The sequence below is a fragment of the Tautonia marina genome, from assembly GCF_009177065.1.
Lineage (GTDB): Bacteria > Planctomycetota > Planctomycetia > Isosphaerales > Isosphaeraceae > Tautonia > Tautonia marina.
Window position 1 is genome coordinate 444,648 of sequence record NZ_WEZF01000001.1, and the last position, 24,018, is coordinate 468,665.

General features: G+C 65.3%; 18 protein-coding genes. 5 read left to right on the forward strand and 13 right to left on the reverse strand.

Features of this window, described 5'->3' with window-relative positions; genetic code table 11:
- Positions 1 to 110: 110 nt before the first annotated feature.
- The 6 genes from GA615_RS01710 to GA615_RS01735 all read right to left on the reverse strand — a co-directional run bounded on the left by GA615_RS01710 (position 111) and on the right by GA615_RS01735 (position 7,563).
- A complete protein-coding gene (locus GA615_RS01710) occupies positions 111 to 1,379 on the reverse strand; it encodes a hypothetical protein (RefSeq protein ID WP_152049516.1) in 1,269 nt (422 codons plus the stop codon).
- 649 nt (positions 1,380 to 2,028) lie between these two features.
- On the reverse strand, positions 2,029 to 2,967 hold the full coding sequence (gene miaA, locus GA615_RS01715; RefSeq protein ID WP_152049517.1) for a tRNA (adenosine(37)-N6)-dimethylallyltransferase MiaA: 939 nt from the start codon (positions 2,965 to 2,967) through the stop codon (positions 2,029 to 2,031).
- Positions 2,968 to 3,116: 149 nt separating this feature from the next.
- Positions 3,117 to 4,532, reverse strand: coding sequence for a diadenylate cyclase (locus tag GA615_RS01720; protein WP_152049518.1), 1,416 nt, complete (start codon positions 4,530 to 4,532; stop codon positions 3,117 to 3,119).
- 170 nt (positions 4,533 to 4,702) lie between these two features.
- Positions 4,703 to 5,536: a response regulator gene (locus GA615_RS01725; RefSeq protein ID WP_152049519.1), complete on the reverse strand. Its 834-nt coding sequence runs from the start codon at positions 5,534 to 5,536 to the stop codon at positions 4,703 to 4,705.
- Between the two features lie 102 nt (positions 5,537 to 5,638).
- Complete coding sequence (locus tag GA615_RS01730) at positions 5,639 to 6,856, reverse strand: hybrid sensor histidine kinase/response regulator (RefSeq protein WP_152049520.1); 1,218 nt, start codon at positions 6,854 to 6,856, stop codon at positions 5,639 to 5,641.
- Positions 6,857 to 7,005: 149 nt separating this feature from the next.
- On the reverse strand, positions 7,006 to 7,563 hold the full coding sequence (locus tag GA615_RS01735) for a response regulator (protein WP_152049521.1): 558 nt from the start codon (positions 7,561 to 7,563) through the stop codon (positions 7,006 to 7,008).
- Between the two features lie 541 nt (positions 7,564 to 8,104).
- Here GA615_RS01735 and GA615_RS01740 point away from each other — a divergent pair.
- The 3 genes from GA615_RS01740 to GA615_RS01750 all read left to right on the forward strand — a co-directional run bounded on the left by GA615_RS01740 (position 8,105) and on the right by GA615_RS01750 (position 11,543).
- Entirely contained in the window at positions 8,105 to 8,581 is a 477-nt protein-coding gene (locus tag GA615_RS01740) for a hypothetical protein (protein ID WP_152049522.1), read from the forward strand.
- Positions 8,582 to 8,735: 154 nt separating this feature from the next.
- Positions 8,736 to 9,722, forward strand: a complete 987-nt coding sequence (locus GA615_RS01745) for a DUF1559 domain-containing protein (RefSeq protein ID WP_152049523.1) — start codon at positions 8,736 to 8,738, stop codon at positions 9,720 to 9,722.
- Between the two features lie 567 nt (positions 9,723 to 10,289).
- Complete coding sequence (locus tag GA615_RS01750; protein ID WP_152049524.1) at positions 10,290 to 11,543, forward strand: hypothetical protein; 1,254 nt, start codon at positions 10,290 to 10,292, stop codon at positions 11,541 to 11,543.
- A gap of 137 nt (positions 11,544 to 11,680) precedes the next feature.
- On the opposite strand, the gene GA615_RS28555 is transcribed toward GA615_RS01750, so the two are convergent.
- From GA615_RS28555 to GA615_RS01775, 5 genes are all read right to left on the reverse strand, one after another.
- Entirely contained in the window at positions 11,681 to 12,832 is a 1,152-nt protein-coding gene (locus GA615_RS28555; protein WP_152049525.1) for an arsenate reductase/protein-tyrosine-phosphatase family protein, read from the reverse strand.
- A 184-nt stretch (positions 12,833 to 13,016) separates the two neighbouring features.
- Entirely contained in the window at positions 13,017 to 13,307 is a 291-nt protein-coding gene (locus GA615_RS01760) for a YbeD family protein (protein WP_152049526.1), read from the reverse strand.
- A gap of 123 nt (positions 13,308 to 13,430) precedes the next feature.
- Positions 13,431 to 16,919, reverse strand: a complete 3,489-nt coding sequence (locus GA615_RS01765; protein ID WP_201750077.1) for an efflux RND transporter permease subunit — start codon at positions 16,917 to 16,919, stop codon at positions 13,431 to 13,433.
- A 195-nt stretch (positions 16,920 to 17,114) separates the two neighbouring features.
- Positions 17,115 to 18,470, reverse strand: coding sequence for an efflux RND transporter periplasmic adaptor subunit (locus GA615_RS01770; RefSeq protein ID WP_152049527.1), 1,356 nt, complete (start codon positions 18,468 to 18,470; stop codon positions 17,115 to 17,117).
- A complete protein-coding gene (locus tag GA615_RS01775; RefSeq protein ID WP_152049528.1) occupies positions 18,467 to 19,051 on the reverse strand; it encodes a MarR family winged helix-turn-helix transcriptional regulator in 585 nt (194 codons plus the stop codon). Before GA615_RS01775 ends, GA615_RS01770 begins: the two co-directional genes overlap by 4 nt.
- A gap of 311 nt (positions 19,052 to 19,362) precedes the next feature.
- Here GA615_RS01775 and GA615_RS01780 point away from each other — a divergent pair, with 311 nt between their 5' ends.
- Complete coding sequence (locus GA615_RS01780; RefSeq protein ID WP_152049529.1) at positions 19,363 to 20,280, forward strand: NAD(P)-dependent oxidoreductase; 918 nt, start codon at positions 19,363 to 19,365, stop codon at positions 20,278 to 20,280.
- Between the two features lie 281 nt (positions 20,281 to 20,561).
- Here the strand turns inward: GA615_RS01780 and lnt are convergent, their stop codons facing one another.
- Positions 20,562 to 22,301, reverse strand: a complete 1,740-nt coding sequence (lnt, locus tag GA615_RS01785) for an apolipoprotein N-acyltransferase (RefSeq protein WP_152049530.1) — start codon at positions 22,299 to 22,301, stop codon at positions 20,562 to 20,564.
- A gap of 298 nt (positions 22,302 to 22,599) precedes the next feature.
- Between lnt and GA615_RS01790 the strand changes: the two genes are divergently transcribed.
- Entirely contained in the window at positions 22,600 to 23,298 is a 699-nt protein-coding gene (locus GA615_RS01790) for an SDR family oxidoreductase (RefSeq protein ID WP_235904987.1), read from the forward strand.
- A 276-nt stretch (positions 23,299 to 23,574) separates the two neighbouring features.
- Here GA615_RS01790 and GA615_RS01795 read toward each other — a convergent pair whose 3' ends face one another.
- Positions 23,575 to 23,949 carry a hypothetical protein gene (locus GA615_RS01795; RefSeq protein ID WP_152049531.1) on the reverse strand — a complete coding sequence of 125 codons (375 nt, stop codon included), beginning with the start codon at positions 23,947 to 23,949 and terminating at the stop codon, positions 23,575 to 23,577.
- Between the last annotated feature and the right edge of the window lie 69 nt (positions 23,950 to 24,018).

Below are 24,018 nucleotides of genomic sequence, written 5' to 3' on the forward strand. Positions count from 1 at the left end.
GGGGACCTCTGGAGCCGCCTAACGCCCAAGCTCAGCGGACCGGCCCGCCGAGGGAGAGCCACGACTGACCAAGAAGCGCCGCGGCGGGCCGGGTCCGCTGCAGCGCGAGGTTAGGCGTCGGGTTCAAGCCCGGTCTCCGTGACATCACCCAGGGCGTTGACTTTAGCACAATAAAGCTCGTTAGAGTGAGCGTAAATATAATTCAGTCCTCTTACATACTCTGAAAACGCCGGTGGCTTTCGCTTTCCGCGCCAGTGAATTTCGAAGTTCGTCGAGTCCTTGAGCTCTACCCCCCAGAGGTAGGGGCAACCTCGAATCATTCCCCCGGGGCTGTTCCAATCGAAATAGTAAAGCAAGCAACCGAGTGTAGAATACTCCCTTAGTTCGACAGTCAGCGGGGCACATTCCTCCGAACGATCGCACAATTGCTTGGCTCTTTGCCGAGCACACTTTGATAGATAGGGTTTCCAAAAACTGACGCATTGATCATAGGACTCGTATACGCCTTTTTTGTTTTCTTTGACCCAGTAGTCGTAGCTCTTCTCGGTAGGGATGAAAATCCAGAGGCATTCCAGATCGGGTCCGAACGGCTCGCCCGCGCAGGCCAGCTCTTCGTCAATCCCCTCTGGACGAGCTGAATCCCGCCCGTGCGCCGATGTCCACCGATAGTCACGGAACACGCCACCATTTATGTGAATCAAAGCAATATTTCGGGAAGTCCCCCAGCGAGGACTTAGGTGATCAACGTCCGACCATGCATAAGAGCTAAGCTGAAAGCTGTTTTTCCACTGCGATTTCAGTGCAGACCGGTCCCAGTGTGTGTCGGCTTCGTCCATCTTAAACAATTGGCGAACTTCAATCTCGTCGCCATGCTTGACGGTAACGCTAACCGGGTCGCCAAACGAGAAGGGGCTCGGGGCTGATGGCTCTCGCTTTCCGAAATGGTATTCGAGAGCCGACTTTGACCACAGGACGCCGTCGTCGTTCGCCGAGTCCATGACTCGCTGGGCATCGTTGATAGCGTGTCCGCACAGATTAGGGTTGCCGTTGATGTCGCGAGTGACTTCCACGTCGCCGGAATTCAATCCGATTCGTAGATGCACCTGCCTACTCTTTGCCCAGCCCTTTGCCTTATCAATCAACTCGAGCAACCATTCCACCTCTGATTTTCCGGTATCGTCGCAGTTGAGAAAGCCGAGGGCCATCCCATCACCTGTCGGTAGCGCAACCAGCCTCAACTCGCCTTCGGAAGATAGGAGTGGACGCAGAAGATCCCTCACGGTAGTGGTTAGTTCGCCCACAAGAGCCTTTTGCTCGACAGGCGGAAGCTTGGAGAAAGAGACCATATCCATGAATACGATGGTTGCATTTTTAGCCATGATCGCGACCCAGTGAGTTCGATTTGAGCCGCCTAACGACCAAGCTCAGCGGACCACCCCGCCCGAGCGACCTTCGATTGTACCGGCGAGCGTCGCGGCGGGGTGGGTCCGCTGCAGCGCGAGGTTAGGCGGTCGAAGTCCTCCATCCGAGCGATCTGGGAGGGCGGGGCGAGACTCGCGATGAGTGCGGGGTCGCCGCGATCGGGTCTGTCGCTGGTACACGGCCGTGGTGGCCGCCGAGTCGGTTTCCCTTGGGGGGCTCACCCCCCGGATATCACCGGCCTCGCCCCGCTGTGCTCTCTGTCCGCCCCCCGCCGCCTAACCTTGTTTCGGCGCACGATTCGTCGCCATTGCAACAAACCGGCACCGAAAATTCGTGAGAAAACACGACTGAACGCCCGTTTCACCCCGAGCATTGCATCAGTAATGTGTCTGCAATTGCAGGAGATTGCAAGGAGATTCTCGGGCTTCGAAGGAACGGACAGAGGCGGATGGCTTCGGTTCGAGGTCGCCGGTTCGGAGACGGTGCGAAGCGTCGTTGAAAAGGGGCCCCTATTGTTCAGAAAAACTGATCATGTGTGCGTAAATTAGTGGATAGCTAGCCCCTGCGCGGGAGGGGATCAGGACGGGTCGAGGGGGGAGGCGAGGGTCAGGGGAGGAGGGAGAGCAGCCGCTCGGCGGTCTGATCGGGGGGGGCGGGGTCGGAGAGGGGAAGGAACTGGACCTCGGAGAGGGAGCGGAACCAGGTGAGCTGGCGCTTGGCGAACTGGCGGGTGCGGGTCTGGATGAGGTCGATGGCGGCGGCCTCGGAGGGGAGCCGGCCGGAGAGGAGGTCGAGGACCTCGCGGTAGCCGACGCCTTGCATGGGGACGGTGTGGGGCGGGTGCGGCTGGGCGAGCAGGCGGCGGACCTCGTCGATCAGGCCATCGGCGAACATGGATGCGACACGGCGGTTGATGCGGTCGTACAGCTCGGCGCGGGGGCGATCGAGGCAGACAACGGGGACGGAGGCGGGAGCGGGCTGGTCGTGCTCGTGCTGGAGAGTGCTGAGGGGTCGGCCGGTGAGGGTGAATACTTCGAGAGCGCGGATGATCCGTCGGCGGTCGTTCGGGTGCAGGCGAGAGGCGGAGGCCGGATCGACGGCGGCGAGCCGGGCGTGCAGGGCGGCGTTGCCAAGCCGGTCGGCCTCGTCTTCGAGCGTCTGGCGGAGTTCGGGGTCGGCGGCGGGGCCGTCGAACAGGCCGCGGAGCAAGGCTTTCAGATACATCGGTGTGCCGCCGACGAACAGGGCGGTTCGGTTGCGCGAGGCGATGTCGGCCAGGGCCTCGGCGGCCCAGGAGCGGTAGTCGGCGACGGAGGCCGATTGCCAGGGGTCAAGCACGTCGATCAGGTGGTGCGGGACGCCTCGGCGCTCGGCTTCGGTGGGCTTGGCGGTGCCGATGTCCATGCCTCGGTACAGGGTCATCGAGTCGAGCGCGAGGATCTCGGCGTTGAGCCGCTCGGCCAGGGCGATGCCGACGCTCGTCTTGCCCGAGGCGGTCGGGCCGGTCAGGTAGATCGCCTGATGAAAGGGGTTGGTCGTGGGCATGGGCAGTAGGCAGTAGGCAGTAGGCAGAGGATGGAAGGGAGTCGACCGGATCGCGATGAGGACCGGAGAACAGCGGAATTGATCGGAAGGACCAGGGGCCGGAAGGTTGAGGGCTCATCGCCGCCTACTGCCTACCGCCTACTGCCTCATCAGAGTTCCCAGACCCGTCGGCCGCCGAGGAACATGGACATGACGCCGTCCTGGCTGACCTTGAGGACGGGTCCGTGGTAGCTGGCCGCCAGGGCGGCGACGGTGCGGGCCCCTTCGGAGGCTCGGGCGGCGAGGATCGCCTCGGGGGTGATGCGGAGAATCGCACCGAAGGCGAGGAGATGGGCGCGGCGATCAACGACGACCGCGCCGTCGATCCCGGCGACGGCTTCGAGGACCGAGGCGTCGAGGTCGCCGATCCGACGGCTGAAGATCAGGTGGTGCAAGGCCCGTTTGGCCATCCGAGGGGGGAGGTGGTCGGGGTCGGCGGGGGCGTCGGGATCGAGGGGGAGCATGTCCTCAATCCGGTCGCCGGGGGCGACGAGGTGGGGGAGCGATTCCTCGGGGTCGCGCAGGAGGACGATCAGGGCGCCGACGCGGTCTTCCGAGAGGTTCAAGGCGGCCTGAAACAGCCGGGCCGCGAGGCCGGGGGGAGCCTGATCGCCGACGGCCTTGGTCCAGGAGGCGAACTTGCTGGGCACGTCGAGCAACCGCCATCGGGCGTTGGAGAAGGTGAAGACGGGCACGCCCCCGGCGAAAACCTTGATCTCTTGAGAGGGAGAAAGGACCAGGCCGACGTGATCGCCGGTCCGGGTGGCTCGGGCGTGGTGCTCGAAGCGTCGGGGGCACGGGGCGGGCAACGGGGCATGCCCCTGCACGCGCTCGGTCCAGCGCTCGATATCAACGGCCCAGGCGAGGTCGCCGCGACGATCGACCACGAAGACGGTCCGCAGTCCGTCGCAAAGGCGGTGGATGATCTTGATCGAGGTCAGCCGGACGTTGTACCGGGGGGCGTCGGGGGCGTTCGTCCGATCGGGAAAGGCGGGGTCGGTTTCGGTGCCGAGCAGCAGCGCGCCGGAGGAAACGCGACGGTCCTCGTAGGTCGAGAGGGCGGCCATGCGCATGGCTTCCATCGCCACCGGCAGGCGCATGGGAGCGGGAGGGTCGAGGTACTCGGTGACGATCACGTCTTCGAGGGCGTAGTCGAACAGCTCGGTCCGATCAACGGCGTCGACGTCAATCAGGGTCCGAAAGCGGAGGTCGAGAACACGGACGATCGTCTCGACCAGCTTGCGCTCGGAGCTGAGCAAGGGAACCGGGCTGACCGGCTGAAAGATGTAGCGCGAGCCGAACCAGTCGATAATCAGATCGAGCCCGTCGGGGTCGCTCAGCAGGTGGTAGTTCGGCTCGTCGGGCTGGGCGTTCCAGTGGATCGGGCTGTGGTCGCCTTCGAGGCGGAGGCGAGAGTCGGGGAAGAAGTGGTCGAGCTGTTGCCGTAAGAGCGCGTGGTAGAGGCCGACGAGCCGGGAGTTGGATCGGAAGGAACGCTCCGGGATCGGGACCGTCGGCTCGGGCATCGGCAATCGTCCCCCATCGCTCGAACTTGGGCACGGGAAGGGGCGGAGTTGGGATTGGGACCGGGCGACGTAGTGTAGCGATTTGGCCAGGGCGTGTCGTGGCCGATTCCCGAGCAACGCAAGGGAACAGAAGCGTTCGGCCCCCGAAGCCGCAGCGTCAGGCAGCGCGATCAGTGAACGTCGTCGGTGTCGTGAAGGTCGGAGTCAGGGTCGAGGTCGGGCTCGGGCTCGGGATCGACCGGGGCGTGGCGGCAGACGAGGACCAGGCGGTTGTCGTGGCGCTCGGTTGCGACGAGATCGGCGGGGACGTTTTGGAGGGATTCGGAGGTCGCGGCGAGGGGGTCGTCAAGCAGCCAACCCTCGCTGCGGTCTTCGATGGAACAGACCAGCCGATCGGATTCGAGGCGGTAGTGAACCGACGCGATCGGTCGGCCGTTGCCTTCGTGATGGCGCCCCCAGGAGGAGGCGGAATCCCAGAGGTCGCGCAGGGCGGCGATGACGGCACAGAGGGAGTCGTTGGGCAAGGGAGTCCAGGCCCGCAGCAGGCTGCGGAGGCGAGACAGCTCGCGGAGCGGTTCGAGCGGGTCGCGCAGGTCGAAGGAGAAACAGCCTTCGGCGGGGCGTCGGCCGACATCCTTCCGCCAGGCGTCGGCAGCCGAGAGGGCGCGGAAGATCTGGTCGGGGGTGTAGGGTTTGGGCACGAAGTCGTTGGCCCCGGCGGCGTAACAGCGGGCCTCGTTTTCCTCGACACGGGCGGCCGAGACGACGACGACGGGAATCAAGGTGGTTTCGCGGGCCGACTTGATGGCCCGGCAGACCTCGTATCCGCTGAGGTCGGGCAACATCAGGTCGAGCAGGACGACGTCGGGGCGATGCCGGTGCAACAGGTCGAGGGCCTCGATGCCGCCGAGGGCCGACTGGGGCCGATAGCCGCGCATCTGGACGAGCATCGAGAGCAGCGTGTTGGCGTCGGGTTCGTCTTCAACAATCAGAGCGGTCGGCATGAGGCCCCCTGAGGGGGAGAGACGGCGGGTTGGTCAAGGCAGCCGAGGGGCCATCCGGCAGGCACCCGACCAGCGACGGCGGAAGTACGGGCCCAGATTATTCTACCCCTCCGAGCCGGTTTGGGACAGCGGCGTTTGATTCTCGGGGTCGGGGTGTCTTGGTAAGACCACGGAGACGGTGGTTCCCTGCCCTGGCGTGCTGTGAGCGGACACCTGGCCGCCATGCAGTTCCACGAACTTCTTGACCAGCGTCAAACCCAGTCCCAGCCCACGCTTCTGAAAGCCGAAGTTGCCCGAAGAATGGCTGCCGGGGTCGAACTCGGTGAAAAACGGCTCGAACATGCGCGCCACGGCGCGGGCCTCGATCCCAACCCCATGATCGATCACGTGGATCACGACCCGGTCGGGCCCTTCCGGGCCGGCGTCGAGCTGAATCAGGCCGCCGTCGGGGGTGAACTTGATGGCGTTGGTCAGCAGGTTGACCAGGGCATCTCGAATCTTGTCGGCATCGACCAGGGCCTGGCCGAGGCCGGGATCGTAGCGGCGTTCGAGCCGCTGACTCCGGGCATGGAGAAACGGCTGAATCTGATCAGCCACGTCGTCGAGCAGGTGGGCCAGATCGACGGGAGCGAGGCGAACCGAGAGGCGGAAGTCCTGGGCCTTCATCAGTTTCAGGGTATCGGCGACAAGCCGGGCAAGGCGTCGGGAACCTTCGGAAAGCTTCTCCAGCAGCTCGGCCTCGGCCTCGTCGCGATCGGGCTTAATCAGACGAAGCAGCTCGCTCATGCCGTGGACGAGGGTGATCGGCGTGTTGAATTCGTGGCTGGCGACTTCGAGAAAGGCGCTTTTGACCTCGTTCAGTTCGGTCAGCTCGCGGTTCGCGGTGGTCAGACGGTCGTTGGCGGCGCGCAGCTCCTCGACCAGCCGGCGGCGATCGGCGACCAGCTCATACTGGGCGACGGCCTGGGAGAGCACGGCGTCCAGCTCCTCCGGCTCCCAGGGTTTGAGGAGGAAGCGGAAGATCTCGCCGCGATTGACGGCGTTGATCACCGCGCTGATCTCGGCGTAGCCGGTAAAGAGGATGCGGATGGCCTCGGGAGCCAGGCGGCGCACTCGGGCCAGCAAGGCATCGCCGGTCATGCCGGGCATGCGCTGATCGGACAGGATGATATGGACGGTTTCTCCGGCATCGAGCAGGGCGAGGGCTTCCTCTCCACTGGAGGCCGTGAGAACCCGAAAGCGACGGCGGAGCAGGCCGGAAAGGCTTTCCAGCAGGCTCGGCTCATCATCGACGATCAGCAGGGTGTGGAAACGATCCATGAGACTGGCTGCACGGGTTGCTTCCGGGTCGGGTCGGAAGGGAGCGAGCAAGAGCGTGCCGGCCTGCGTGCGGGACGCTCGAAACCGACGGAGAGTCCAATTGGTTCCGACCGGCAAGGCATGGCTCGGCCGGGCCGGTTCAGCGGGGTTCAGGTCGTGGAGTCATCGGGTTTCTGAGGGGTGGCCGGGGTCGAGGCGGCGGCCTCCGAACGCGGAGCGGGCGCAGGGGGCAAGGTGCCTCCGAGGCGCTCGATCTGCGATTCCAGGCACGACACGCGGTGATTGAGCGTTTCCAGCTCGTGCTTGAGGCGCTGGCGGTCTTCCTCGACAGCGACAAGACGATCGTACTCGGCCGCGGCCGATCGAACGGCGTCGAGCAGTTCCTCGGGCTGCCAGGGCTTGCGGAGGAACTGGTAGATATGGCCGTGATTGATGGCCGCGATAATCGATTCCAGGTCGGCAAATCCGGTATAGAGCATCCGGATGGCCTGCGGCATGCGGGCCTGAGCGCGGGTCAGAAAGTCGACGCCGGTGACGCTCGGCATCCGCTGGTCGGTCATGATGATGTGCACGTCCTGCTCTCGGAGCAACCGCAAGCCTTCCTCGGCCCCGTGGGCCTTCAGCACGCGGAACTCCCGGCGGAGGAGGTCGTGAACCGAGTCGCAAACATCCGGTTCATCGTCGACGACGAGCAAGCAGTGCTTCATCGTGAAGACTCAAGGGGCAAGGAGAACGGTCTGGTCGGCCGAGGGAGGAAGCCCGGTCCCAACGGACTCGGCCAGCCGATCGACTCAGCATACCAAACCAATCGCGGTTCGTCGAACCGTCGCCCGAGCAACCGGCCGGTCCATCGCCACATCTGTCGTCTCGCGTGGGGGGCAATCGTCTTGATCCCTCCAGCAATCGGCTAAAAACCACAAAAGCATGGCCAAGAAATTACTGTCTGGCGCTCTTGACAATCAGAGGCGAGCTAGCCATGCTAAACATGGTTAACCACTGCTGTAGGAACTGCAACGGATGTCAGTCGTCTGTTGAGCCGCCCACCGGAACAATCCTCCAGAGTGATGAGCTTGCGTGCCGATCTCAGGTTCGCTCGCTTTGGCTTGCCCTGTTTTGCTCCAGGCTCCGATCTGAACCCCCTTCGCTCGGAACGTGGACGCAACATCCCTCAACCTCACTCTCCGAGGACGTGATAGAGGTTTAGTCTTCACTCACGTCCCTTTTCAGGATCACGCCAGCAGAACCTCGATGAGCAGCACTTTTACGAATCTCCACCACGCCGCATCGACGGCTCGTGATCGTTTCGTTCCCGTGATTGCCGGCCTGGTCGCAGCGTTCTTGCTGGTGGCCTCGGGCTGTGGTGAAGGAGCTGAGGGACGCAAGGCCGTCTCCGGCACCGTAACGATGAACGGCGGCCCCCTGAACGATGCGATGATCGAATTCTCGCCCATGAGCAACGAGGCCGGGTCGTTCTCCGGCGCGGCGATCGTTGACGGCGAGTATTCCATTCCGGCCAACAAAGGCCTTCTGCCGGGCCAGTACAAGGTCATGATCACCATGGCCGGTTCGGCCCCCGAACCCGAGCTGGAAGAAATTCCCGGCGACTCGTCGGTGGTTCCGGTCGCTCCGGAACTGATTCCGGCGAAGTACAACTCGGAGAGCACCTTGACCGCCGAGGTCAAGTCCAGCGGCGAGAACACGTTCGACTTCGAACTGACCCGATAATCGCTGCCTGGCTCTCGTTTCCCAGGGAACATCCCTTTCCCTCGGGGAACGTTTATTGGTTTGTCCCGTCTTCTTGCCGGGTCGTTCGCTCCCCGTCTCTTCCGGCCTTGTGTTTCCTTCATTCGTTCCGATCTGTTCACGAAAGGACGGACTCATGAATCTGAATCGTCGTCGCGGATTTACCCTGATCGAGCTGCTGGTGGTGATCGCCATCATCGGCGTCTTGATCGCTCTGTTGCTGCCGGCCGTGCAGAGTGCTCGCGAGGCCGCTCGTCGGGCTCAGTGCACCAACAACATGAAGCAGCTCGGCCTGGCTGCCCACAACTACGAAAGCACCCACGGCTCGTTGCCTCCCGGCCGGCTCGACTGCTGCTGGGGCACCTGGGTGGGCTTCGTGCTGCCGTACCTGGAACAGGATGCGATCTACGCCTCCTACAACACCCAGGGCGGTGCCACGTCGGAAGCCCTCGGCTGGGCCGGCCTTCGCTACGGTGGCGCCTCGAACGTCACCGCCACCTCGACCCGCCTGAACGCCCTGTCGTGCCCGAGCGATTCGCCGAACGCGCCGATCGCGGTCACCATCAACGGCGTTCGCTACGGGATTCAGTCGTACAACTACGCCGGCAACTACGGCAACACCGGCTACGGCCAGCAGGCGACCCTCAACGGCGTGGCCTTCGGCGGCGCTCCGTACGGCTTCCTGACCTCGCGGACCGTGGGCGACCCGGCCCGTCCGGCCAACCCCGGCACGACCACCAAGTTCGGCGACATCCGCGACGGCCTGAGCAACACCATGCTCCACGGTGAGGTCATCGTGGCCCAGGGCCAGGACCTCCGCGGCTTCGTCTGGTGGGGTGACGGCTCGTCGTTCACCACCTACCTGGCGCCGAACTCGCAGTTGCCCGACCGGATTTACACGGCCAGCTACTGCCGGTACCCGATGATGGACAACCCGCCCTGCGCCGTGTCCGACGCCACCAACCCGAACATGTTCGCCTCGCGCAGCCGGCACCCCGGCGGCGTGAACGTGACCATGGCCGACGGCTCGGTCCGGTTCGTCAAGAACACGATCGACATCTTCACCTGGCGGGCCCTGAGCACGACCCGCGGCGGTGAGGTCATCAGCGCCGACCAGTTCTGAGTCGGTTGCGGCCCAGGCCATCACGCTTCGATCTGCAAGGTTCTCATGTGCCTTGCAGATCCCGATCGGCTTGAGACAACCTGAGATTCGTCCAGGGGGGCGAGGCTCCTTTGCTTCACTCGAGTCATCGAGTGGACCAGGGAGCCCCGCCCCCCTCGTTCGTTTCGTGGTCGCCTGGCCAGGCTCCCTCACCCCGGCCCTCTCCCCGCTCGCGGGGCGAGGGAGCCAGAGACTCAACCCTCGCCCCCGCGTGCGGGGCAGAGGATGGCCGCAGGCCGGGTGAGGGCGCTCCCCACCGCATCAATCCGCGGCAGGTCCGCGGCAATCCTCCTCGCCCGGTGTGCGGCGTTCGGTTCCCCCGCCCAGAACGCGATCCCCTTCCTCGCCTGGATTTTTTCGCGTCGAGCCTGGTTTTTGTGACTGGCGCTCCCGATCGCCACGATGATTTCAGTATCCGGCCTTCCGTCGGCCGCGGCGACGCTGCCGCGCGCCGGGCCGATCGGTCGCCCAAGCCTCTCGACTCGACGGCCTCCCCGTGGCGAACCCTCTCAATCCAGGTGACACCCCATGAGCGCCCCCCAGAACCCGAACGACCCTCAACCCGCCCCCCGACGCTCCCGAGGCCCCCGATCCCTCGACGCCCTGGCGAAGACCCGGCGCAACGCCCTGCGACACGGCCTGACCGCCACCTTGCCCGACGGCGAGGCCGAACTCCGCGCCATGAACGACTTCGCCGAAACCTGGACCCGACAGCTCGGTTGCGACAACGACGCCGAGGAGGCCCTCATCCGCTCCTCGGCCCTCGCCTACGCCCGCCTCGAACGCTGCCGCAAGGCCGAGGAAGCCGCCCTGACCGACTCGGCCCGCAAGGCCGTCGAGCGCTGGCAGAAGGTCCGACGCCACGCCGTCCGCAAGCTCGGCCAGAGCCTTCCCCACGATCCCGCCAACACCGTCGCCGATCTGGAAGCCTCCTCCTTCGGCTGCGAGTGGCTCCTCCGCCACTGGCTCCGGCTCGATGCGAAGCTCGAACAGGGGATCGCCTGGGACCGCGACGACCAGGTTCGCGCCATGCACTTGCTCGGCTTCTACCCCCAGGCTCCCGGACCCGACGCCCCCTTCGACATCCGCCGCGCCTGGCACCTCATCCGCTGCTGCTCCCGATGCCCGTTCGACCCGGTCGCCGGCCTGCCGACCGAACTGATCCCCGCCCGCGCCGAGCTTCGCCGCCTCATCACCGAGGAACTCGACCGCCTCGACACCCTCCGCGACCAGTGCTGGCACGACCTCGACGGCCCCGAGGCCGACGCCGTCGCCCAGCTCGGCCTCATCGACACCACCAGGGACGGCCAGCTTCGCCAGCGCTACCGCCGCGAAGCCTTCTCCGAAATGATTCGAGGGATCAACCAGGTTATGCGGATTCGCGTCGAACGCTCGAAGGACCAGGACCGCCAGTGGCACCAGGCCCATCCTCACGGTTCCTCCCGCCGATCGTCGAGCCCCCCGGCCTCCTTCATCCCCGAGACGCCGCCGCCGATGCCCCAGCCCGCCGCCGACCCCGGCCGCCCCCCCGCGCCCGATCCGTCGTCGGTCCGATCCCGAAACGAATCCCCCGAACCGGCCTCCGAGGCCGCTTCTGATCGCCTCAACCCGTCTTCGGATCAGGAAATACGTCGCGAGCCCGCGCTCTCCGAGCCGCGGCGCGATGAGCGCACCGAGCCGCGATCGACCGCCTTTTCAGACCCCTCGGCCGACCCGGATTCTCCCCTTCGTCCCCCGGTCGAGGCCCTCCATCGGCCCTCCGACAGGGACGATCGCCGCTGACCCCCTTCGATTCGACCGCACTCTGACCCGCCGGCCCCCCTCGATCGGGCTCAATCCCCGATCCTCCCGCCCTCGGTCCGCGCCGACCTTCGACCGCTCGGCTCAGCCCCGTCGCTCCTTGGCAATTCGATCGTCGGTTACGCGGTCAGCTCGTCGATCAACGAGGCCAGGTGCTTGCGGATTGCCTCGGCCGTGGCCTGATAGGTGGGCAGGTCCGAGCCGACCGGGTCGTCGATGTCGAACCCTTCCGGGTCGAGCAGGGTGGCGCGGTCGGCGGCCTCGGGAGCGTGATCGAGCAAGGCTCGCAGGTGCGACCGGGTCATGACCAGAATCCGATCGGCCGCCCGGACCAGCTCGGGCACGAGCATCCGGCTGGCGTGGGCCTCCAGCGATCCGCCGAACCCCCGCACCACCTCGACCGCGTTGGCCGCCGCGGGGGCCCCCTGCATGGCCGAGAGCCCGGCCGAGAGGATCAGCCAGCCGTGCGCCTCCAGCTCCTCGGGATGGCACCCGAGCCGCTCGGCCAGCATGGCCTTGAACAGGGCCTCGGCCATCGGGCTCCGACAGGTATTGCCGGTGCAGACGAACAGCACGATGGTGCTGGCCAGCCGTCCCAGCGTTCGATCGTCGAGCAGGCCGTGCCGAATCACGCTCATCCGCCCCGCCTCGAACGCCAGAATCGAGAGGCCGTCCGGGTCCTCGATCACCCCGTCGTCGATGAGCAGGTCGGGGCCCTCGGGCTCCAGCAACGTCGCCACGGCCCGGACGGTCGCCCCCCGAGGCCCGATCGGTTGGCCCAGCACGAGGGGGCCGGCCAGCAATCGTGTCAGATGCTCGACAAACGCATGCTCGGGACAGCAGAGATGAATCGATTCTCCCGAGCCGACCAGGGCGGTTCGGGATGCCTCGGGCAGCCGATCGGCCAGGCCCCCCCGCACGCCGTCGGCCAGGCGGAGCACGACCGGCCCCGGCCAGGCCCGCGACGCGACCCGTCGGGCCTCGACCGGCGCAAGGGTAGCCCAGTCGGTCAGCTCGCCGGGGCCTCGAACGCAGAGCCGGACCTCGCCGTTGCCCTCAGGTTCTTGCTCGGCGTGCCGTCGCATGGCCGAGGCGATCCGTCCGACCGCCTCCGGCTTCAGGGCCGAGGCGCCCAGGGCGTACCCTGTCTCGGTCGGCAAGGCGATCACCCCGCCTCGGGCCAGGCACGCCACGGCACGATGGACGACATCTCTCGGATCATCAGCCCGGAACAGCTCGATGAGTTCAGGCGTCGGGTTCGGATCGCTCATATGCCTTGGGTCTGGCCTTGGCTTTCGGAGCCCCCGGATCGCCACCAGACTGAACCGAGGAATCGCCACTCACATGAGCCATTGAGCTTACGGTCTGCCACCGATCCCGGTCAATCGGCGGGTCGGTTCCCCACTCGGGCACAGGGCATTCTGCCCCGGCCCGCGTTGAGCCGATCCGAGCCGATCAGAACAGGAGCCTGAGGCCCGAAACCGCATGCAGCCTGGCGTAGATTGCCCGCACCTGATCGGCCGACTGCACGGTGATGTCCAGCGTCACCGAGACATGGCGGCCCCCCTTGGTAAACCGGACCGAGTGGTCCAGCTCTCCGGGGCCGGCCAGTTCTTCCTGCACGGCCGCCACCACTCGGGCCGGGAAATCCTCGTCAGACGAGCCGATCGCCCGAATCTGATAGCTGCCCGGGAACGGATGAACCGACTCCAGCAGGTCCGCAGACGGAATATTGTTCGGAGACATTACAGATCCTTGATGCAAAGGGAGGCGTCGGTCAGTCCATCGTTATTGTTTCCCGACGCCCCTCTGACGGCAAGCCTTGGCCCGGTGTCCGGTGGGAAGGTCGGCCGGGCCAAGGGGCGTCGATCAGGCTCCCGGAGTGCGGGTCGGGTCGTCGGGTGAGGCATGCACCGGTTCTCTGGCCGGAGCCGCCCCCGATCGTTGCGACGGCGTGTGGTGGGCCCCGTCCAGGTCCACCGACAGGGGGATCTCGTCCTCCAGGTGGTGGTCCTCGCTGACCGAATGGCCGAACCGGTCCAGCACGTCCGCATAGACCGCGTACAGGCAGGGGACCAGCATCAAGACCACCAGCGTGCCGAACGTCAGACCGAACGCCAGGCTGGTCGCCATGGGAATCAACACTTGAACTTGCAAGCTTTTCTCGGTCAGGAGGGGCAACAGGGCAACCACCGTCGTCAGGCTGGTCAGCAAGACCGGCCGGAACCGGGCCTTGCCCGCCTCTCGCAGGGCCACCCGGACACTCTGACCCGAGGCCACGTTGGAGTTGATGAAGTCGATCAGAACGATCGAGTCGTTGATGATCACGCCCGAGAGCGCCACCAGCCCGAAGAAGCTGAACAAGGTCAGCGGCAGGCCCATCAGCAGGTGGCCCCAGATCGCCCCGACCAGGCCGAAGGGGACGATCATCAGAATGAACAACGGTTGCAGATACGATCGGAATTGCGAGGTCAAGAGCACGAACATGGCGAACAGGGCGATCACGAAGCCCACCACCAGGCTCCCGAACGACTCCTGCGTTTCCTGCTCCTGCCCTTCCCAACGGACCGAAACCTCGGGGTACAGTTCCAGAAGCTCCGGGAGGAAGTTTTGTTGCAAGTCCACGGTGATCTGTCGGGCGTTGGCCACGGCCGAGTCGAGGTCGGCGGTGACGGTGATCGACCGTTGCTGGTCGATCCGGTTGATGGCCGAGTAGCCCCGCTCGATTGTCACCGAGGCCAGTTCGTCCAGGGGCACCTCACCCGCTTCGGGGGTCCGAATCCGGATCTCTCGCAGGTTGGCCAGGCTCTCGCGCTGATCCGGAGGATTCCGGACCATCAGCTTCACCTCGTGCCGACCGCGTTGGAGCCGCATCACCTCCTCGCCGTAGAAGGCCGATCGAACCGTCTGGGCCAGGGCGTTGGTGTCGATCCCCAGCGCCTCGGCCGAAGGCTTCACGCGAAGCTGGATCTCCGGCTTGCCCGGCTTGCTGTTGTCGGCAATGTCAAAAACGCCTTCATACGTTCCCAGGCGTTCCTTGCAGCGTTCGGCCAGGGTTTCGAGCGAGTCCATGTCCTTGCCCACGAGCTGGAACTCGATCGGCTTGCCACCGGGGCCGGCATTGCCCGCGCCGAACTTCGCCTCGTCAAAGCCGTGCACCCGCTTCAGCGAGGCGTTTCGCCAGAGGTTCACCAGCTCGAAGCTGCTGATCGGCCGGTCCGCTCCACCGACCATCTCGGCGAAGACCATGCCGATATTCGAGCCGCTGGTGGACATCGACGCCCCGGGGCCTCCGCCGCCGGTTTCCATGTAGCCGATCGACCGGCTGATGGCGCGGATGGGGGGCTGGCCCGATTCCTCGGCAATCTCGGTATGCAGCCGTTCGATCTCCTCGGCCATTCGCCGGGTGGCCTCGTCCACCACGCTCGCGGGAGTGCCGGCCGGGAACGTGACCGTGCCCGTGATGTAGTTCGAGTCGAAATCCGGGAAGACCACGAACGGCACCTTGCCGCTCGCCACCAGGCCGAACGAGCCGATCAGAATGGCCAGCATCGCCGAGAGGAACACCACCGGAATCTTCAGGAAGAACCGCAGCGAGGGCTCATACGCCCGCTCGATCACAAACCTCAGGCCGCGATCCACGCCCGACCGGACCCCGTGGTAGGCCGACAGCACCGGGTTCTCCATCCGCATCGCCCGCGTCTCGGCCCGTCGCTTTCGGAAGGCCCGTACCAGCCAGATCCAGGCAAAAAACGGTGTCAGGAGCCAGACGACCACCCGGCCAATCACGCCCAGAATCGGTGCCCGGCGGTGCGACAGGTGGTTCGGCAAGATCAACAGGCTCTCACCCAGCGATCCCAGCAGCATCGAGCAGACGACGATCGGCATGATGAAGATCACCTTGCCCAGCACCCCCGCCACGAAAAACATCGGCATGAAGGCGAAGATCGTCGTGGTCACCGAGGCCACCACCGGCCCCGAAACCTCGATCGTGCCGTCAATCGCCGCTCGGACCGGAGACTTGCCCATCTCTCGATGCCGGTAAATGTTTTCCCCGACCACGATGGCGTCGTCGACCACGATCCCCAGCGCCATCAGGAACGCAAAGGTCGAGATCATGTTCAAGGTCACCCCGGTCCCGGCCATGACGATAAACGCAAAGCCGATCGACACGGGAATCCCGAGCGCCACCCACAGGGCCAAGCGAATTTCCAGAAACAGGGCCAGCACGATGAAGACCAGCGCCAGCCCTTGCAGGGCGTTACTCGTCAGGGTATCAAGACGCTCGGAGACGAGAATCGATTGATCGTCGAAGATCTCGGCCCGGTAGCCCGAGGGGAGAGTGAGCTCCTCAACATATTTTCGAACGTCGGTGACAACCTCGATCAGGTCCTCGGTCCGGGTCTTCTGGACCATCATCACGATCGACGGTTGCTCCCCTTCGAAGGCCGGGGCCACCTCCGGATCGGCCAGGGGAGACGGAAAGCGGATCCAGCTGCGCTGAGCCGTATCATTGAATCCGTCGTGGACGGTCCCGAGGTCCTTGACCCGCAGCACGGCGCCATCGGGACGGGTCAGCAGGGGAAGCTCGGCGATCTCGTCGCCCGTCAGCCGCTTGTTCTTGCCCCGAACGAGGAATTCGGACGAGGGCGAGCGGATCTCACCGGCGGGCAGCTCGATGTTCTCCTGGCGAACGATCTGACCGACCTGCTGAAGCGACAGGTTGTGTCGCCTCAGGGTTTCTTCAGGAATTTCCACGTCGATCTGATAATCGCGGACCGCAAGCATCTCGACGAGCGAGACGGATGGCAGATCGAGCAGGTCGGTTCGGATTCGCTCGGCCAGCTCGCGGAGCTGAAGGTCCTCGCGAAGCCTCCAGGCGCGCTGCTCCTCATCGTTGAGCCCTTCGGGCAGGGGGGCGCCGCCGAACAGAGCGACCCGAATCGCCGGCTGGCGGAAGGCCAGCAGCTTGACGTCCGGGTCTTCGGCCAGGAGCGGGAAGCTGGGGATCTGGTCCACCTCGGAGCGGATTTCGTTGAGCACCCGCTGGGGATCGCGGATGTTGCTGTACATTTCAGCAACCACCGATCCCACGCCTTCGGAGGCGGTCGAGGTGATCTTCTTGATGCCGTCGACCGCCCGGATCGCTTCCTCGATCTTCTGGCAGATCCCCTCCTCGACCTCGGCCGGACTCGCGCCGGGGTAGGGGACCGTGATGGTCACGATCTCAAGCTGAAACTCCGGGAAGAGCTCTTTCTTCAGGCCAAGAAGCGACAGCACCCCCACCAGAATGGCGGCCACCATCACCGTGTTGACGGCCGGCCCGTTTCGGACGACCCATTGAATGATCCCACTCACGAAAAGGGCTCCTTGGCAGGCAGGGGAACGGAAGGCGCCGAGACGCTGGACCACAGGCCGACGATCGTCAGCCGACGTGCACTTCTCAGGGACCGTCAGGACGACAGGAACCGGAGCAAGAGGGGCCGATCGATGGCCCTCAGACCCAGGGGGCGGGGCCGCAGCTCGGGCACCGGCCCCTGGATTCTTCCCGGGTTATCGCGGCTCGGACGTCGAGGTCGATGCGACTGTCTCGTCGGGAGGGGCTGGGGCCGACGGATCGACAATGGCCACCTCCATGCCCGAGACGGGAGAATCGAGCGGCGAGATGACCAGCGGCACCCCGACCGGAATCGGGTCGCCGGGACCGTCTCCTCGGATCACAACCACGTCATCCAGCACCCGAACCGGATCGACGCGTCGAATCTCCAGGCGGCCGTCGATCACAAGCCAGATCTCATTGTTCGGTCGGAAGGCGGCTCGGGGGACCGACAGCAAGGGCACCTGCGTCTCATTGCCGAACAGCGTGACCGAGACGAACATCCCGCGACGCAGGCCGGCGGGGTTGGGCACCTCGACCCGGCAGGGCACGGTTCGGGTTCGCTCGTCGATGCCGGTGCCTTCGAAGCGGGAGAGAACTCCCGCCCAGTCGGTCGAGCGACCGGCCAGGGTCCGGGAGACGACGGCCCGGGCTCGGGGGATGGCGTACGGGTCGTCGTTGGCCAGGGTCATCGGGTCGTCGCCGCCGGCCAGCCAGAACAGGTCTTCCAGGCGGAGGCTGCACCGGACTTCCATCGTGGCGCTGTCCTCGATCGTTACGAGGACCTCACCTGGCCGGGCGTAGGAGTCGCGTTCGACCCGGACCTCGACGATTCGGCCGTCAATGGGAGCGGTGATCGTGGCCCGTTCCAGGTCGTAGGCCACCTGATCGAGCTGGGCCTCGATCCGGCGCATCTGGGCTTCCAGCCGGGCTCGTCGGCTGGCATAGGTCCGCCGATCGTTTTGCAACCGCTGGAGATTCTGACGGGCGGTGAGCATCTGGGCGTCGGCTGCATCCCGTTCCGAGGCCGACGAGGCGCTTCGGGCGATCAACTGCTCGACTCGGACTTGCTCGCGGCGTCGGAGCTCGACTTCCTGCTCGGCCAGGGTGACCAGCTCCTCGGTGTTCTGGATCTCGATGTCGAGCTGATCGAGGTCGGCGGCCACCTGGGCCAGTTCGGCCTCGAACGAGGCGCGCTGGATTTCGAGCGGCCGGGGGTCGAGCTTCAGGAGCAAGTCGCCGGCCTTGACCGATCGACCGGCCCAGCAGGCTTCGGTGCGCTCGACGACGCGGCCTTCGACCTCAGCCGAGAGGGTGACCTCGCGCTTGGGGATGATCGTGCCGTTCACCTCAATGCCGAGGCCGGTCCTCGAGGCATCGGCGGTCGGCACGACCTCAACCCGGGGCAGCTCCCGACCGCGTTCGACGCGCTGGGGGGGCTCCTTGGAGGCGACCAGACCGGCAAAGGCGCCGACCCCCGCACCCAGGAGCAAGACCGGCAGCAGCACGTTCCGGAAGAACTTGGCCATCATCGGGATCGTCCCTCGCCGCCGCTCGGCAAGGCGTCGGATCGGCCCGTCGCGTCGCCAGCACGGCCGCTGACCTTGATATTAATGTGCTCGAACCCGGACCACGCGCCCGGATCGACAATGCGTTGGAGCATGGATTTGAGCTGCATTCGCTCCTCGGGCGAGAGCGGACCGAGCACCTCATCTTCCACGGCTTCCACGGTGTCATTCGCTCGTCGGAACAGTTCCTGGCCCGATTCCGTCAGATGGACGCGGTGGGCCCGACGATCGACCGGGTCGGACTGCCGCTGGACCAGATCGCGGTGCTCCATCTCATCCAACAATCCCACCATGGAGGTGCGGTCGATGCAGATGGATTCCCCCAGGCGTTGCTGGGCCACCGGGCCGAAGTGGTGGATCATGGCGAGGACCTGGACATGCTTGAGCTGCACCCCCATGGGCTCCAGCTCTTCCTCGAACCGCGATCGAAGCCGGTGCGCGGCCATCGCAAGCAGAAAGCCGTACCGCTCTCGGGCCGGGGTCTGCCTCGGGTCCAGCGACAACGGCTCCTGATTCGGGCCCAAATCTTCCTGGCGATGATTCATCGCGCTCCGAATTGCAAGAGGCTCGTAAACCGCCAAAGGTTCGCCGGCTTTCCCAGAATGGCTGGACGTTGCACTCGGGGGATTCTTCAGCACGGCAAACCGTCAGAATGGTAGATCGTCAGTCTGACTGATAGTTTCTAGTCGAAACGGATCGCTCGTCAAGACAAATCGAGAGAAATTCATTTTGGAGGGGCCAGGGGATGGGGGGATCGGTGGGGTTGCTTCCGATCGGGGCCGGGGTCTGGTAGGGTATCGGGCCGTTGGGTGGACGACGAATCTTGACATCAACGCGACTGCGAGAGGCGAGAACAATGGCTTTGGAGATCGCACCGGGCAAGGCGACGATTGGCTGGATTGGCACGGGGGTGATGGGTGCTTCGATGTGCGGGCACCTGATCGACGCCGGCTACACGGCGACGGTCTATAACCGGACGAAGGCCAAGGTCGCTCCGCTGGTGGCGAAGGGGGCGACCGAGGCGAACACGCCGAAGGATCTGGCGGCGGCCTCGGACGTGATCTTCACGATCGTCGGCTACCCGAAGGACGTTCGGGAGGTGATTCTGGGCGAGTCGGGGGTGCTGGCCGGGGCGAAGCCGGGGAGCATCATCGTCGACATGACGACCAGCGAGCCGAAGCTGGCCGAGGAGATTTACGAGGCGGCGAAGGCCAAGGGGGTCCACTCCATCGACGCTCCCGTCTCGGGTGGCGACGTGGGGGCGAAGGAGGCTCGGCTGTCGATCATGATCGGCGGCGAGGACGGGGCAGTGGCGACGGTGAAGCCCCTGTTCGAGATCATGGGCAAGACCATCGTGCATCAAGGCGGGCCCGGGGCCGGTCAGCACACGAAGATGGTCAATCAGATCCTGATCTCGACCGGGATGATCGGCGTTTGCGAGGCGTTGCTCTACGGCTACAAGGCGGGGCTGGACCTGGAGACGGTGCTTCAGAGCGTCGGCTCGGGGGCGGCGGGGTCGTGGAGCCTGAACAACCTGGGGCCGAGGATCATCAAGGGGAACTTTGATCCAGGGTTCTTCGTCGAGCACTTCATCAAGGATATGGGGATTGCCCTGGCCGAATCGCGCCGGATGGGCCTGTCGATGCCGGGCCTGGCCCTGGCCGAGCAGCTTTACCAGGCCGTCGCTGCCCAGGGGTACGCCCGGAACGGGACTCATGCGTTGATGCTGGCGCTGGCGAAGCTGTCGAACGTGGACTGGAAGGCCAAGGGCTGATTGCGGGCAATCGTCTCGCGAATAAATGTGGGCATGAGAAAATGGAGGGTGCGTCGAGTCTGCGAAGACGCACCCTACGAGACTTTCCACTCAAAAAGGGTGGGGTTTTGCTGGGTGGCCCCGGTTGCTCGTCAACCGGGGTCGCGGAGCGACGAGCGGTCAGGGGCGGCCTCCCGTCGCCTCTCGCGGCTGCGCCGCCCCGGTTGGCGAGCAACCGGGGCCACCCAAGGCAAAGAAGCAACGCATCATATTAGGATGGAAGGTCTACTACGAAAGGGTGCTCATGCATTGTGGAGACGGCGAGTGAGGAGCGATCGGCCGGCGGCGATCGGGAGGGAGGCAAGGCATAGCCCGAGACAGGCGATCGGGAGCCAGTCGCCGGTCTTCATATAGAGACTGGTGCGATTGTCGAGGGGAACTTCGACGGTGAGGACCCCTTCGGCGGCGTTCGGGAGGGCGTCGCGGGCAGGGGGATCGAGCGCGGCGAGGACGGTGCCGTTGCCGTCGATGAGGGCGGAGGTGCCGGTGTTGACGCTCCGGGCGACGGGCATCCTCAGCTCGACGGCGCGGAGGATGCTGCTGGCCAGGTGGAGCTGGTGGGCGGCGGTGCCGCGGAACCAGCCGTCGTTGGAGAGGTTCAGGAGGATGTCGGTCGGGTGGCCGTTGGGAGCGGCGGCAAGGCGCCGGGCGACGTGGGGAACGCTGTCTTCGAAGCAAATCGGCGTGCCGAAGCGCCAGGGGCCGAGGTTGAGGGTTGAAGGCTTCGGGCCAGGATCGAGGCTGGGCATGTGGTCGGCGCTGAAGGGGGTGAGCGCCAGGACCCAGGGAATGGTCTTGACCCAGGGAATGTACTCGCCGAAGGGGACGAGGTGCAGCTTGTGGTAGGTCTGCGTCTCGGTGGTTTGGGGTTGGAGCAAGAGCGCGGTGTTGTAGCGGGCAAGGCCGCCGGGCTGAAAGAAATAGGAATTGATGCCGACGATCATGGGTGTGTTGATGCGATCGGTCCAGCGGTGGAGCATGTCGCGGACCTCGCCGCCGACGTGGGACCAGTGGTCGGGGTCGGAGCCGGGGGAGTAGCGGTCGAGCTGGGCCTCGTATTCGGCGCGGGGGAGGTCGGGATCAATGGCGATCCAACCGTACGGGAACATGGTTTCGGGCAAGACGATCAGGTTGGGCTGCTCGGTCGCGGCCTGATCGACGAGTCGGCCGAAGCGGGCGAGGACCTCGGCCGGGTCGGGCCCGCCGCCGAAGATCTGGGGGATGTCAGACTGGATGAGGGCGACCTTCGGGCCGGGCTGAAATTCGGCCTGAGACAAGCGGACGGCGCCGTAGATGAGGCTACTGGCCAGGGCGACGACGACGAGGGCGGTGCGGATGACCTGACCGCGTGCAGGGCGGCGACCCGAAGGGGTTTGAATCCATCGGGGACGCTCGATGAGTTCCGCCAGCCAGGCGTTGACGAGCATGACCAGGAGACTCAGTCCCCAGGCGCCGGTGAGGTCGGCGACCTGAATCAAGGGGGTGAGTGAGGCGGTGCTGTGGCTGAGGAAGAACCACTGGAAGCCGTTAAGCGGGTAGAGGCCGCGGACGAATTCGACCGCAATCCAGGCGGCGGGGGCGGCGATCATCAAGGGAACGCCGAGCCGGCGGACCATCAGCCGCATGAGGCCCAGCGCGACCGGCCACCAGAGAGAGAGGACCAGGGCCAGGGCGAGCCAGCCGGGCCAGGCCGAGGGGTCGGAGGCACGGACCCACTCGACGGCGATGAGCCAGAAGACCAGGCCGCCGACCCAGGAGCCGAGGAAGACCGATCGGGCCGGCCGCTCGGATCGAACGAGCCGAAGGAAGGGGACGAGGGCGACCCAGGCAAGCCACCAGGCCCCGGTTGGTTCGAAGGCGAGGGCCAGCAGGAGGCCGGAGACCGCCCCGAGCAAGGCGGGATGGAGGCCGGGTTTCGGCTCGGCCGAGGGGGCCGCCGGGACGGTTCGGGAGGTGGGTTCGGCGGCGGTCGGCTGCGACATTCGAGATCCCCTTGCCGGTCGATCGGCCGGCCCCTCCGTGGCGGTTCAAGGCGAGTCCGGGAGCGGCGAGTCCCGGGGCGATGGTTGGTCGGGGACATCAAACCGGAAACGCCCCCGTTTGTGGATACGAATTTGGGAGCCGGAAGGTTGGGCGCCACTCGAACAGGTGGGTTTCCGAGGGATGCGATTGGGGAGAGAATCAACGGTCGGGAAGGGCAGCGGGCTTTGCGACGGGATGCGGAGCGCCGAGAATGGCTGCCCATCGTGAGGGTTTCAACGGACCAAGGGAGGCGGCATCGTGCCGGAGCCGCAATCGAAACGGATCGTTCTGACCGGAGCCACCCGAGGGCTGGGCCGGGCCATGGCCGAGGGCTTCAAGACGCGGGGACATGCGGTGGCCGGATGCGGGCGATCGGCCGATCGCGTGGCGGAGCTGTCGGAGACGTTCGGCCCTCCGCATCACTTCGCGGTGGTGGACGTGAGCGATCAGGACGCCGTGAACGCCTGGGCCGCGACGCTGATCGAGACGTTCGGCGCGCCCGATCTTCTCATCAACAATGCGGCCTTGATCAATCGGAATGCGCCGCTCTGGGAGGTGCCGGCGGAGGAGTTCGATAAGGTTATTGATGTTAACATCAAAGGGGTTGCAAATGTGATTCGTGCCTTCGCCCCGGCAATGGTCGCCAGGGGGACGGGGGTGTTCGTCACCTTCAGCTCGTACTGGGGTCGATCGACCTCGGCCGAGGTGGCACCGTACTGTGCGACCAAATTCGCGGTGGAGGGCTTGTCGCAGGCGATGGCGCAGGAGCTGCCCGACGGCATGGCGGCAGTGGCGTTCAATCCGGGGGTGATTGATACGGAGATGCTTCGCTCGACGTTTGGCGACTCGGCCGGGAATTATCTTTCGCCGGATCGGTGGGCCGAGTCGGCGGTGCCGTATCTCCTGGCACTGGGACCGAAGCAGAACGGGGCGTCGGTGACGGCTCCGGGACAGTAACTCAAGGCCGAGGGGCCTGGATTGAGTGATGAGGTTGGCGCGGGATGGGGCCCGCGCCAACCTCATCAGAAACCTACACACAGCCGTTCCAAAGGGGATCACATTCGAGCCAACAGTCGTCACAGACGGTACACAACGCACACACACACACCGAGATGGGGGGGAGTCGACCTGAACGGCAACGGGCGAGATCGAAATGCTGAGACATCGGTCAGGCCCGTTTGTGCCGGTCGGTCGAACCTCGGTCCATCCGGGTGAGTCGGGACCTCCTGGCGGTCAGGGGGGAGAAGGATCAGAGCCGAAGCGATTGGCGTCGTAGGCGGTGAGGACGCACGTTTCTCCGGATCGAAGCTGGAACGCCTCGCGATAGAGAACCTGGTCGGCTCGGGTCATGACCAGCTCATACGGGCCGGGAGCAAGGTGGAAGATGATTGGTTCATAAGAGCGATCGACGATTCGGAGGGTGTGGCTGCCGACGGAAACCTCGACATTCGCTTCCGTGACATGAAGGACGACCTCGGCCGATGAGCCGGCCCGGCTGGCGATGAAGGCGATCATGGTCAGACCCATGACGGTTCCGACCGTGTACTGAGTCACTCGGGCGAGGATAGCGGACTGGACGAACGACGGAATCAGATAGGAAATCGTCACAACACCGTACCTCTCTCATGGGTCACATCGATTCACAAACCAACACGGGTTGCCCGCCAGGATCGGCGC